General features: G+C 49.4%; 15 protein-coding genes. 7 read left to right on the plus strand and 8 right to left on the minus strand.

Annotation, left to right across the window (positions count from 1 at the left end; translation table 11 throughout):
• The first annotated feature begins 53 nt into the window (after nt 1–53).
• Complete coding sequence (locus SSED_RS01550; RefSeq protein WP_012004438.1) at nt 54–1697, plus strand: sigma-54-dependent Fis family transcriptional regulator; 1644 nt, start codon at nt 54–56, stop codon at nt 1695–1697.
• Between the two features lie 211 nt (nt 1698–1908).
• On the opposite strand, the gene SSED_RS01555 is transcribed toward SSED_RS01550, so the two are convergent.
• Together SSED_RS01555 and SSED_RS01560 are read right to left on the minus strand one after the other, a co-directional pair.
• Complete coding sequence (locus tag SSED_RS01555; RefSeq protein WP_012004439.1) at nt 1909–2556, minus strand: DUF2959 domain-containing protein; 648 nt, start codon at nt 2554–2556, stop codon at nt 1909–1911.
• Between the two features lie 41 nt (nt 2557–2597).
• Nucleotides 2598–2825 carry a hypothetical protein gene (locus SSED_RS01560; protein ID WP_012004440.1) on the minus strand — a complete coding sequence of 76 codons (228 nt, stop codon included), beginning with the start codon at nt 2823–2825 and terminating at the stop codon, nt 2598–2600.
• An 89-nt stretch (nt 2826–2914) separates the two neighbouring features.
• Between SSED_RS01560 and SSED_RS01565 the strand changes: the two genes are divergently transcribed.
• The 6 genes from SSED_RS01565 (at nt 2915) to SSED_RS01590 (ending at nt 7158) form a co-directional block, all read left to right on the plus strand.
• Complete coding sequence (locus SSED_RS01565; protein WP_041421489.1) at nt 2915–3871, plus strand: virulence factor BrkB family protein; 957 nt, start codon at nt 2915–2917, stop codon at nt 3869–3871.
• Nucleotides 3871–4824: an alpha/beta fold hydrolase gene (locus tag SSED_RS01570; protein WP_012004442.1), complete on the plus strand. Its 954-nt coding sequence runs from the start codon at nt 3871–3873 to the stop codon at nt 4822–4824. Before SSED_RS01565 ends, SSED_RS01570 begins: the two co-directional genes overlap by 1 nt.
• Entirely contained in the window at nt 4821–5390 is a 570-nt protein-coding gene (locus SSED_RS01575) for a hypothetical protein (RefSeq protein ID WP_012004443.1), read from the plus strand. The genes SSED_RS01570 and SSED_RS01575 overlap by 4 nt, the downstream gene beginning before the upstream one ends.
• Nucleotides 5391–5458: 68 nt before the next feature.
• Nucleotides 5459–5896 carry a D-aminoacyl-tRNA deacylase gene (dtd, locus tag SSED_RS01580; protein ID WP_012004444.1) on the plus strand — a complete coding sequence of 146 codons (438 nt, stop codon included), beginning with the start codon at nt 5459–5461 and terminating at the stop codon, nt 5894–5896.
• A gap of 2 nt (nt 5897–5898) precedes the next feature.
• Entirely contained in the window at nt 5899–6372 is a 474-nt protein-coding gene (locus SSED_RS01585; protein ID WP_012004445.1) for a thioesterase domain-containing protein, read from the plus strand.
• A gap of 192 nt (nt 6373–6564) precedes the next feature.
• Nucleotides 6565–7158, plus strand: coding sequence for an FMN-dependent NADH-azoreductase (locus SSED_RS01590; protein ID WP_012004446.1), 594 nt, complete (start codon nt 6565–6567; stop codon nt 7156–7158).
• A gap of 165 nt (nt 7159–7323) precedes the next feature.
• Here the strand turns inward: SSED_RS01590 and SSED_RS01595 are convergent, their stop codons facing one another.
• The 6 genes from SSED_RS01595 to SSED_RS01620 form a co-directional block, all read right to left on the minus strand.
• A complete protein-coding gene (locus tag SSED_RS01595) occupies nt 7324–7644 on the minus strand; it encodes a rhodanese-like domain-containing protein (RefSeq protein ID WP_012004447.1) in 321 nt (106 codons plus the stop codon).
• 124 nt (nt 7645–7768) lie between these two features.
• Entirely contained in the window at nt 7769–8512 is a 744-nt protein-coding gene (locus SSED_RS01600; RefSeq protein ID WP_041421914.1) for a hypothetical protein, read from the minus strand.
• Nucleotides 8513–8528: 16 nt separating this feature from the next.
• On the minus strand, nt 8529–9776 hold the full coding sequence (locus SSED_RS01605; protein ID WP_012004449.1) for a beta-ketoacyl-ACP synthase: 1248 nt from the start codon (nt 9774–9776) through the stop codon (nt 8529–8531).
• Nucleotides 9777–9813: 37 nt separating this feature from the next.
• The gene (locus SSED_RS01610) at nt 9814–10539 is read right to left on the minus strand and encodes a 3-ketoacyl-ACP reductase FabG2 (RefSeq protein ID WP_012004450.1); all 726 of its coding nucleotides are present in this window, start codon (nt 10537–10539) and stop codon (nt 9814–9816) included.
• Between the two features lie 6 nt (nt 10540–10545).
• Nucleotides 10546–11034, minus strand: a complete 489-nt coding sequence (locus tag SSED_RS01615; RefSeq protein WP_012004451.1) for a hotdog family protein — start codon at nt 11032–11034, stop codon at nt 10546–10548.
• Complete coding sequence (locus SSED_RS01620) at nt 11031–12224, minus strand: beta-ketoacyl-[acyl-carrier-protein] synthase family protein (RefSeq protein ID WP_190273181.1); 1194 nt, start codon at nt 12222–12224, stop codon at nt 11031–11033. The genes SSED_RS01615 and SSED_RS01620 overlap by 4 nt, the downstream gene beginning before the upstream one ends.
• Nucleotides 12225–12235: the final 11 nt, after the last annotated feature.

Here is a 12235-nt window from a genome sequence, read left to right on the forward strand (position 1 = left end):
GAACGGTTATCCCGAATTGGAACCTGTACATAATCATTAGGTAAATTAACAAGATGCTGATAAACGACATAGATCCGAAAGATTTTCTGGAGTTTGTTCCCGAAGAGGGGATCATTAAGCTCAAAGATCAACGCATGTTACTGTTCGATGCCGTAGCCTTGGGTTTACTGCGTAAGGAGCTGATAGATACCTTCGGCCATTTTGCCGCGCGTAGTATATTGACTCGGTTTGGTTATGCTCATGGCTGGCGTACGGCGGAATTATTGCGGTCAGAATATCCGACCATATTTTCTCAAGATGAGGGTGGCTCCTACCTTCACATGTTGTTTGGGTTGACCAGAACATGCGACTTCAACCATTCGGACAATTTGGCCTCAGGCTTTTCGATGCAGGTGTGTTGGGATAACTCCTATGAAGCGGAGCAACATCATCTGCTCTTCGGGGTTGCCGAGGAACCCATCTGCTGGACGCTGACAGGGTTTGCCAGTGGTTATGAATCCTGTAAGCAGGAGCGTGAAGTCTACTTTATCGAAGACAAGTGCCGCGGGGCCGGCGATCCGTTTTGTCGTATCGTGGGGAAGTTCAGAGAAGATTGGGGAGATGAACTCGAGGCTCACCAGCCATTTTATAGCATGGAGTCAGCCGATACCCTGCTCAAAGGGCTGACTCAAAAGTTAAAGAGAACCGAGCTGGATCTCAAGCGTCAGCAGGAGCAGTTGAGCCTCTATAATGCCAACCTTCATAACATTTCCGGCTTAGTGACCCGCAGTAATGAGATGAAACGGATTGTCGAGTTGGCCCGGCGTATTGCCAAGGTGGACTCGTCCGTCGTGGTCTCGGGAGAGAGCGGTGTCGGTAAAGAACGTGTCTCCCGGTTTATTCATGACCATTCATCGCGCGCCTCAGGACCCTTCGTCGCCGTTAATTGCGGAGCTCTGACTGAAACACTGCTGGAGAGTGAACTATTCGGTCATAAGAAGGGCGCCTTTACCGGCGCCGACAGAGATCATATCGGCTTATTTGAGCAAGCCAACGAAGGTACGCTGTTTCTCGATGAGATCGGTGATATATCGGCGGCGATGCAGGTTAAGTTACTTAGGGCACTGCAGGAGAAAGAGATAAGGCGGGTCGGGGATAGTCAGGACAGAAAGGTCAATGTACGTATCATTGCGGCCACTCATCGAAATTTGAGCGAAGAGGTGAAAGCCAATCGTTTCCGGGCCGACCTCTATTACAGGCTCTGTGTGATTGAGCTGACCATTCCCCCTCTGCGGGACAGGGCGGAAGATATTCTGTTTATTGCTAAGGTTATTCTGGAGCAGGTGAATAAGGATATGAATCGTAATGTCATCGGCTTCTCTCCGAAGGCCTCCGAGCTGCTTCTGAGCTACGGTTGGCCCGGCAATGTGCGTGAGTTACAGAATGTGGTTGAGCGAAGTGTTGCCCTGTGTATGGGCCAGGAGATCACTCCAGGCGACTTTCCCGAGACCATGACCCAAAACCCGGTATTAAAGTCTCAGCTTTCAACGCCGACCCTGTCGTTGGAGGAGATGGAGATGGAATATATTCTATCTGTGCTTAAGTCGTGTGGCGGAAATAAAACCCTTGCCATGGAGAAGCTTAAAATCGGCAAGACGACCCTATATCGAAAGCTCAATGATTATCGAAAGCTGTCAGAGGAGCTGGTGACAGCTTGATAGAACGCTGACTGCGTCAGCTATAGGATGCCCGCTTCGCAGGCTATAGGACGCTGACTACGTCAGCTATCGACGCCTTCGGCTAAAGGCTGCTTGTCCGATTAGCCAACTCGTTGGCGTCGTCTTAGCTTTTACAGCGCGTAGCGCGCCCTTTAGCCGGTTTGTTGGCGTCGGTCAGGGCGTAGCCCGTCTTGCTCTGTCACCTGTTATATTAATTACCTTCCAGAGAGGCGATAAACTTGTTCGACTCATCGATAGACTTGTTCATCTCCTTGATCAGACCCGAGATATCGGTCTGCAGGCTGGTGAACTCACCTTTTATGGCGCCTATGGCCTGGGCGTTTAAGTTATGCTTGAGGTAGAGCATATTATCTTTCATGGCCGTCAACACGGGTGGCATCTTACTCTCGGCGCGGCGCATGCTTTTTACCAGCTGATTGTATGAGCGCTTAGTCTCGCGAAGCTTAGCCTCGCTGTTACGGCGCAGACTGGCCTTACTTATCTCACCAATCTCACTCTGCCATTCGTCAAATAGTGCTTCGGCCACATCTTCGACCTTATCTATACGCTTAGTGACATCATCGGCGGCATCCTGAGCGGACTCATACTCATCTTTGGCTTTATTGTAAGCGCCCTCCAGATCACCACCATCGTGGTTTAACAGTGCCTGCATCTCTTCAAGTGCAGAGCTGAACTGCTTCTGTGCGTCCTCTTGAGACTCTTTAGCGTCTTCGACGCGGTCGACCATGATGTCACGCTTGTGATAGCCCACTTTTTCCATGGCGCCGTAGTAGGCGCTCTGACAACCTGTTAGCAACAGGCTGGTGGCGATAATCGCAATAGAGATATATTTCTTCATCTGTAGGGATCCTTGTCCAGGGGTTTCCAAAATGGTGATCGTTAATCGGCTTTATACCTTGCTGCGTCGATGATGCACCAAAGGTGCAAGGGGAGTGCAACGACTAGAAATATGCCAAAAGTGAAAGTGGCAATACCGTATGAAGCGTAGGTAGCTAGACAAAAGATAATTGCAGCGAGTATGCGCCCCTGAACGAGTTGACCTAATCCCGCGAAAAAGAAGCTTGCGATAGCGGCAATGACATTGCCTGCCGATCCTTGTTGTGACATCTATTTATTCCTTACACTTGTAAATCTTAGGTTATAAGCTTTATTGTACGAAGATACGCATTCAACACCAACTTAATCAAGAGATAGCAGTGATAAAGAAGATAGATGGAACACAGCTTCATACATTCGTGCTGAGCACTTGGCACTTCATGATACATCTAAAGCAGCGCCTGGCGGAAGATCAGATAAATATTCGTGCCGGGCACTTAGCCTATGTCACTCTGCTCTCCCTGGTGCCTATGGTCGCCGTGACTATGTCAATGCTGTCGGCGTTTCCAGTATTCAGTGGGATCAGGGGGCAGATCGAGGGGTTTATCTATAACAACTTCCTCCCCGCCGCCGGGGATACGGTGCAAGTTTATATCAACGAATTCGTCAGTAATGCATCTAAGGGGACGGCCGTGGGTATTGCCGCCCTGATGGTGGTGGCGATCATGCTGATCTCCGCTATCGATAAGGCGTTGAATAATATCTGGCGAACGACTGAGAAACGTTCCATGGTGGTGTCATTTTCGATGTACTGGATGGTGTTGACCTTAGGACCGGTATTGATGGGGGCGAGCCTGGTTGCCACCTCCTATGTTGTGTCGTTAAAGGTATTTAACGGCTCCGACTTGTCCGGTGTTGTTCCCGTGCTGGTTGAACGATTACCTATGTTCTTCTCGGTTGCCACCTTCCTGTTGATCTATATGGTGGTGCCTAATATTAAGGTTAAGTTCTTCCATGCGCTGCTAGGCGCGATTGTCGCCGCCCTGTTATTTGAGTTCGGTAAGAAAGGCTTCGCAATATATCTGACTAAGTTTCCAACCTATGAGGCTATTTATGGTGCCCTGGCGACGATCCCCATTCTGTTTATGTGGGTCTATCTCTCCTGGATCATCGTCTTGTTAGGTGCCGAGATCACCGCTGCGATGCCTGAATATCTCGATAAGAGACAGTCGGGTAAAGATGAGGAGTCAGAAAAGAAGGCGGAGGCCCATGATCCGCAGATTAGCTTTTCTATCTCAACTGCCGTTAACGAATCTAAAAAAGAAAACCGTCAATAATGAGTAGCCACTTACCGGCATTTATTCGCCGTGACTGGTTGGATGTTGGTGACGGGCATGTGCTGCATCTGGCGCAGCATGGCAACCCGGATGGGATCCCGCTGCTCTTCCTTCATGGGGGCCCGGGGGGGGGATGTGCTGTAGAAGACCTCAGGCTTTTCGATAGAGACACATTTCATATTTTTTTGCTGGATCAAAGAGGGGCCGGACGTTCCAAACCACATGGTGAGCTGAAGCATAACGACTTGCTGCACCTGTTGGGCGATATCGAAAGAGTGCGTTTATGGCTCAATATTCCGGCCTGGTGTGTCGTGGGGGGCTCATTTGGTGCGACATTGGGATTTATCTATAGTTGTCTATATCCTCAAAGAGTGCTGTCACAGGTGCTTTGGGGGCTATTTATCCCCAATGAAGAGGGGGCTAACTGGCTGTATGGTAATCAGGGGGCCGCAACCCTATTCCCACAGGACTATTTAGAGTTTACCGCCCTGGCCCCTTTCTCGGCTAAGATCGATACGCTTTTTAAACGGTATCAATCTGGCTTTCTCGACCCGGATGTCGACACACGCCTCGAGTATGTGCGTGGCTGGTTGAAGTGGGAGTTGGCACTCGCTCTTCCGGGAGCCGAACTGCCGGAGTCGGGTACCCCTTTGGCGAAGAGTCTGGCCGAAATAGAGCTGCATTATGCCAGTCAGCAATACTTCGGTGCCTATGCACTGATGCGTGAAATGGCGTGTGGAATAAAGGCGGATACGGTGATACTGCAAGGCGAGATGGACTGGGTTTGCCCCTCTGTTATCGTTGAGAAGTTTTTAGAAGAGTTTGGCTCCGGTGATATGAAATATACTCTTATCAAAGGCGGGTATCATGCGCTGGCCAATGATAAGATGTTTCTGGAAGTCGTCTATGCCGTACAGGAAATGGCTAATAATATGAGGGAAATAGATAAATGAAAAAACTAATTATCGCAGGACTTGTGACAATGCTCAGTGCCTGCGCAGCCACCGATAAGAGCGATACGACGGCGAGTGCAACCATTGCACCGGAGAGGGTGACATTAGGTGGCATGACGAATGAGGATGCCGCTAAGACATTGTTCGATGCCTTGATTAAAAAGAACTACCTCGCCACCATGGCATCACCAAGCCGTATTGCATTGCAGTTTGATGATAACCAGTTTGTACTTCAGCCCAGTATCAATCCAGATGGGATCGATCGCATTATGATGAATCGCTTCTACGCCGTTCATCCGAAATTGGTGGGTAGTCAAGATCTACTCATATTGATTGGCACGTTAAATCATAAGCTTAACTTTGCAAAGTTTACCCTGCGTGAAAACGGCGCCATTATTCAGGTGCAAGGCGCGGCGACCTTTGTGAATACCATCGAGCTCGAAGAGATACGTCGTTTCATGTTATGGACCGATGAAGGGCTGCGTCAGGTCGGCCATTCATTGCCAAAAGGTTCTGAGCAGTTGATTAAGCCGATACCGGTAATGCAGCAGTCTCGGTCTTTGTAAGCTAAAAACTAATCTAAAAGTTTCTGGGGCCTAGGTTCTAGGCCTTTTTAAATTGGAGATAATTGAACGTGATAGCCCTGATCCAACGTGTTACTCAAGCTAAAGTCGATGTCGATGGAAAAACAATAGGAGCCATAGATAAAGGCTTATTGGTATTGCTTGGTGTTGAGCGTGAAGATGACTCGTTTAAGATGGAGAAGCTTGCGAATAAAGTCATGAGTTATCGTGTGTTTAGTGATGAAAATGGAAAGATGAACTTGAATGTGAGCCAGGCCGGTGGAGCCCTGCTTGTCGTATCGCAATTTACCTTAGCCGCGGATACCGGGCGTGGTTTAAGACCCAGTTTCTCCGGGGCGGGCACGCCGGATCAGGCTAAAGTGCTATATGAAGAGTTTGTGGCGTTTTGCAGAGCCAAAGGCATGCCAACTCAAACGGGGGAATTTGCGGCCGATATGCAGGTGAGTCTGGTCAATGATGGCCCCGTTACCTTTAATCTCCAGGTGTAGCGGTGACCGCTTCCGATGAGAGGGGTCAGCAGATAGCTTCACTCCTGAAGGAGCTGACTGAAACCTGGCATCAAACGATCCCCGTGAGTGAGTTTATGCAGATATCCCCGCTTGGATATCATGATAATCGGCTGAAGGTCACAGCCCCCCTATCTCCTAATATCAACTTACATCAAACCATGTTTGCCGGCAGCATCTATACCCTGGCAACTTTGACGGGCTGGGGGATGCTGTGGCTGCAGCAAAGGCTGGCAGAGGTTAACGGCGATATTGTGTTGGCCGACGGCCATATTCGTTACTTAGCCCCGATTTCAGGGGCACCAACAGCAAAGGTAAGCTGGCCGGATGTTGATCTTTCTCGATTGACTCTAGGACGTCGGGTTAAGGTGAAATTGGTGGTGGAAATATACGTCGGTGATCGCTGCTGCGCCGAGTTTGAAGGGATTTATGTCAGTCAGCCAGTTCCTCATACATAAATTTAAATCACTCACTGGATAACTTTAAACCGGTGAGGGAGCCTGCCTCTCTTCGTCGTGATCGCTTAAACGTTCTGTTTTTTAGGTTTGTTTGTCATATTTTATCCGCTTTTTTTCTTTTTTATCGTAAATTAAACTGCCTACATCGAATTGAGAGACGGTTCTCAATCACAAAATGATGTGGAGTCAGTTATGTCAAAAGTACTAATTTTAAAGTCGAGCATTTTAGGCGATTACTCTCAATCCGGTCAGTTGGTTGAGCATCTTAAGCAGCATTGGGAACAGCAGGGAGCCGAGATCAGCGTACGTGATCTGGCCGCAGAGCCTCTGCCAATGCTCGATGGTGAGATTGCATCGGGTTTACGAGGTGGTGATCAGTTATCGGCGCGTCAGGAGCAGGCATTGCTACTGTCAGACTCGCTTATTCAAGAGCTTAAAGCCCATGACACCATAGTGATTGCAGCGCCTATGTATAACTTCAGTATTCCTACGCAGCTTAAAAACTGGATCGATCTGGTTGCGCGTGCCGGCGTGAGTTTCACCTACACAGAAACCGGACCTAAAGGTTTGATTACGGGTAAGCGAGCCGTTTTGATCACGACGCGAGGCGGCGTACATAAAGGTGGCGCCTCAGATCATGTGGTTCCTTACCTTAAGACAGTACTTGGATTTATCGGTATCGAAGAGGTTGAAACCGTGTATAGCGAAGCTCTTAATATGGGACCTGAGGCATCTAAGCAGGGGATCGAGTCGGCTCAGCAAGCATTAGAAAAGATAGTGGCTTAATTCAGGTGGCACTTTGATTGTTTATGCCGTTTGGTATTAAAGAGTTTGAATGCAAAGGGCAGAGGCAAGAGCGGAACTATCAACCCCTAACTTTATTTTGACCCTATTGTTCGTCCATCCCCCAGCGACTAGTCGCTGGGGGATTTTTTATAACTGAAGTAGAGGTTAAGTCGCTTGATAACTGAGAAGGTCTTTCAGTGAGCCGGCATTGATGACATTGGGAAAGCCGCTGCATTTAAGCTGATCGCAGGCCTTTTGAGCCCTGATCCCCGCCGCACAGTAGAGTACGAAACTCTGCTTAGGATCTTGATCTATCAGCCAGGTCGATATTTGGCTCAGAGGTACGTTGATGGCTTGCGGCAGATGCCCAGAGCCGAACTCTTCGGGAGTTCTTACATCAATAACCCTGGCGCCTTGTTTGATGAGTTCCCAGCTGCGTTTATCGGGCCCGGCGCCGGCGAGTTTAGATAGCAGAGACTGTAGCATTGATGCACTCCCTCTCAGATGTTTTGGATGAGATCGATTAGATTGTTCTTGATAAGATTAATCTAATTGATATCTCTGTGCAACAAGAAATATATCTCTTAAATCCGGCTTACATTTTCTGATATCAATAGTAGGTTTTCAGGTACTTCTTTGCGTATTTTTGTAACTTTCTCTCTGAGCTTTGCTTTGCGATATGCTCCAGAGTGGCCTTGTACTCCGGCTCTCCCGAGCTTGCCAGCGCCTTTGCCATGTAGGCATAAGTGTTAATTGCGAGCTTTTCATGCTTGAGCAGGCGTGGATCCTTGAGTTCACTGTCTAAGACCGATAACAGATAGGGAGCGTACAGTGAGTGATTGATCATTCGTTTGGCGGCGTAACGCTTTAACTCTAACTCATCACTTCTCAGCGCATTAGCAATCACATTTACCTCTCGGGTTTCAGAGGCTGCATATTGGCTCTTGTCACTTAGGATAGGCGTCCAGCTCTTATACTGCTTAAGAGTCGGGATAGACTTCTTTGCATACTTCTTCAGCTTACCTGGGTAGTCGCCTGCTATGATCTCGTTGAAAGTTTGCAGGTACTTCTCATCTCCGGAGTAGGCTAGCCCTTTAAGTAGCCAGGCGCTGTAATCGATGCTGGCGTTGTTGACGGCCTGTGGCAGTGACGCCTTAAATTTAGCGTGCAATGTATCGAATACCTTAGGATCCGACAGACCTGCCAGTACCAGAGAGTCGATGGCTTGCTTCTGCTTATTAATATTATCACCGTTAAAAATGGCCACATATTCGGCTTCGGTAAATGTTTCGGCAAGTGCCTGACCGGCAACGGAGCTTAGGGTTAGCACTAAGGCTAAGGTGATATGTTTTATCATCAATAATATCCTTTTATTGTGTTGAGTTGGTGTCTGACCAGCGTTTAAATATCAAGGAGGTGTTGATGCCACCGAAGGCGAAGTTATTACTCATCACATAGTCTGTATCTATATGTCGAATATCACTCTTAATGTAATCTAACTCACCGCACTCGGGGTCTATCTCCGTCAGGTTCAGGGTCGGTGCAAACCAGCCTGCATTCATCATCTCTACAGTGACCCAGGCTTCTAATGCGCCGCAAGCCCCTAAGGTATGACCGGTATAACTCTTGAGTGATGAGATAGGCATCGATGCGCCGAAGACGGCGTGGGTTGCCTGAGTCTCTGCAATATCGCCTCTATCGGTCGCCGTGCCGTGTGCGTTCACATAACCAATGGCATCGGGTGACAGTTGGCTGTCTTTCAAAGCCTGCCTGATGGCGACCTCCATGGTACCTGCATTGGGCTGAGTCACATGAAGACCATCGGAGTTAGTTCCAAAGCCGACTATTTCGGCATAGATCTTTGCACCGCGAGCCTGAGCATGTTCGAGCTCCTCCAGTACTAAGGTACAGGCGCCTTCGCCTATGACTAAACCATCACGGCCTTTGTCGAATGGGCTGGGACTGAGCTCGGGAGTATCATTCTTGGTGCTGGTGGCAAAAAGGGTATCGAATACCACGGCTTCGGTGGCGCATAGCTCTTCACCGCCACCCGCAAGCATTAACTCTTGCTGGCCATACTTAATCGCTTCATAGGCGTAGCCTATTCCCTGGCTACCGGAGGTGCAGGCGCTACTGGTGGTATGCACACGCCCCTTGAGGCCAAAGAATACGCCGACATTAACCGCGGTGGTATGAGCCATCATACGGATATAACTGGTGGCGGTGACACCCGACATATCGCCATTCTTTAGCATGTCACCAAAGGCGATAATGGGATCTGTGCTACCGGTTGAGGAACCATAGGCGATGCCCATGGCACCGGAACTCACGATAGGATCATCTAACAGGCCTGCGTCAATAAGCGCGAGCTCGCTGGCACGGGTCGCCATCAGTGAGACCCGGCCCATAGAGCGGACCTTTTTCCGGGAGTAATGAGCCGGCTTTTCGAAGTCAGTTACGGGGGCGGCTAAACGTGTGTTTAGGCCGGTATAACGATCCCATTCATCGAAACGCACGACACAGTTCTTCTGAGCCTTTAAATTAGCGGCGATGGTTGGCCAGTCGTGGCCCAGGCTGGAAATTCCGCCGCAGCCAGTGATGACGACTCGTCTGCTCATGTATTTATATCTCCGTTTAATACCAGTTTCTGCTCCATCAGATCATACCTCCGTTAACCGAGATCACCTGTCTGGTAATGTAAGCGGCATCCTCAGACATCAGAAATTTAGCCAGGCCGGCAATTTCAGAGGGTTTGCCCATGCGGCGCATAGGGACTATCTCTTTGACCATATCTTTAGGGATATCCGCTACCATGTCGGTCTCGATTAGCCCGGGGGCGATACAGTTAACGGTAATTTTTCGTTTCGCCAACTCCAATGACAGTGCCTTGGTCGCGCCAATGATCCCCGCTTTAGAGGCGCTATAGTTGACTTGTCCCCGGTTACCGGCAATACCGGAGACGGAGGCCATAGTGATAATTCTGCCACCGAGGCGGGTCTGTATCATCGGCATAATCGTTGGGTGAATGACGTTATAGAAACCATCTAAGTTGGTGTGAACGACGCTGTCCCATTCATCCTCTGTCATGGCCGGGAATGCGGTATCGCAATTAATCCCGGCATTAAGCACCACGCCATAATAGGCACCGTGCTGCTCAATATCGCTCTCTATGCTGGTTTTGACCCCTTCACGATCGGCAATATCAAACTGGAGAGAGGAGACGTTAACACCATGTTCGAGTAGCGCTTGTTTCGTTAGCTCTGCCGCTTCGCGGTTGCTGTGAAAGTGCAGGGCAATATCGTATCCGGCCTCAGCCAGTTGCAATGCTATCGCCTTGCCAATTCCTCTGCTGGAGCCTGTTATTAATATCCTTTTGTTCATCACGCTTTATCCTTGACTCTCTGAAATATAGGCGAGGGCATCTTGAGGCTGAAATACATTTACATTTGCCTCGGCAACTAAGGTATCGCCATGAAATACCTGACAATCGAAAACAGCCAACCCGGACTCTTCTTGATACAGGCGGGTCACCCTGGTCTGATAGCTCTCACCCAAGGTGTAATTTGGCCGGTGCATCTTTAATTTTCTACTTCCTAAGAGAAACCCTACCCGGATAGCCTCGCCACGAGACTTTGCCTCAAGCCCGGCGAGCGCAGCAATACTCTGCGCCATATATTCGATTCCGACGTAATTGGGTACGGCATCAATCGCGGCATCGAAGTAGGGGCTCTGCTTGGTAATATTAGTCTGAGTTAACAGGGTATCCGGTCCATGCTCAACCAGAGTATCGATTAATATCATCGGGTCTCTATGGGGTACCACCTCGGCGACGGGGAGTTGAGACAGTGGTTCGGGTAAAAGGTATTCTTGGGTCATGATAATGCTTCTTTGCGGCAAAATATCAGGCTGGCATTGCTGCCGCCAAAGGCAAATGAGTTACTCATTATATAGTTAAGATCTGCAGTTTGTCCTTTGTTGACCAAAGGTAAACTGGGATCGTTGGCGTCTTGTTTGCCATCCCAAACCTGTGGCGGGAGAGCCTGTGCGGTATTGAGCGAGGTGAGTAGCAGGCAACAAAATGCGGCCTCGATGGCACCGGCTGCACCTAAAGTATGTCCGGTCAGAGGCTTGGTTGAGCTACATGGAGGGATGTTGTTGCCAAATACCTGCTGCAGGGCACGACTCTCCATGGCATCATTCTTTTGGGTGGCGGTACCATGAAGGTTGATATAGCTGATCTTATCGACACCGATCCCTGCATCATCGATTGCCGCACGTATCGCCGATATGGCACCGCGACCTTCCGGATGAGGCGCCGAAATATGATGGGCATCGCTGGACTCGCCGATGCCAGCTAACATGATTTCTGCATCGCCTCTTTCGAGGGTAAACAATGCCGCCCCTTCACCGATATTGATCCCATCTCTACTGGCACTAAAAGGCTGACACTGGCCCTTTGAAACGGATTCTAACGAGTTAAAACCATTGAGAGTTAATCTACAAAGGCTGTCACTACCACCGACGATGACCAGGTCGCACAGATCTGCCTGCAGTAAGCGTCTCGCACTGGCAAATACCTTGGCACTCGAAGAGCAGGCCGTAGAAACGGTATAACAAGGCCCGCTGGTCTTAAAGTATTCGCGTAAAAAGTCACTGCCATTCCCCAGTTCCTGCTGAGAGTACTGATAATCAGAGGGAAGCAGGTCTTGTTCGGCTCGATGTTTTAATGCTTCTTCGCCCTGAGCAATACCAGAAGTGCTGGTGCCTAATATGATGCCGATACGCTCGGGACCGTACTGCTCGCGAGCCTGTTTGACCCTGTCTGCTACCTGCTGTGCGGCGCAGAGTAACAGCTGATTATTGCGGGTACAGAATTGCATAAGAGAGTCAGGCAGTTCAGGTAGTGGCAGGTTCACCTCTCCCACTAAGGTGTTGCTCTGTGGGATGAGATCGTCACGAAGTTTCATCGCGCCGATATCGCCTGTAACTAGTCGGGCTAATACCTGTTCCGGGCTCTGGCCTAACGGAGTGCATAGTCCTATGTGTGAGATGGCTATTTTAGTCATTATCTTTTTCA

It is taken from the genome of Shewanella sediminis HAW-EB3 (assembly GCF_000018025.1).
Classification (GTDB): domain Bacteria; phylum Pseudomonadota; class Gammaproteobacteria; order Enterobacterales; family Shewanellaceae; genus Shewanella; species Shewanella sediminis.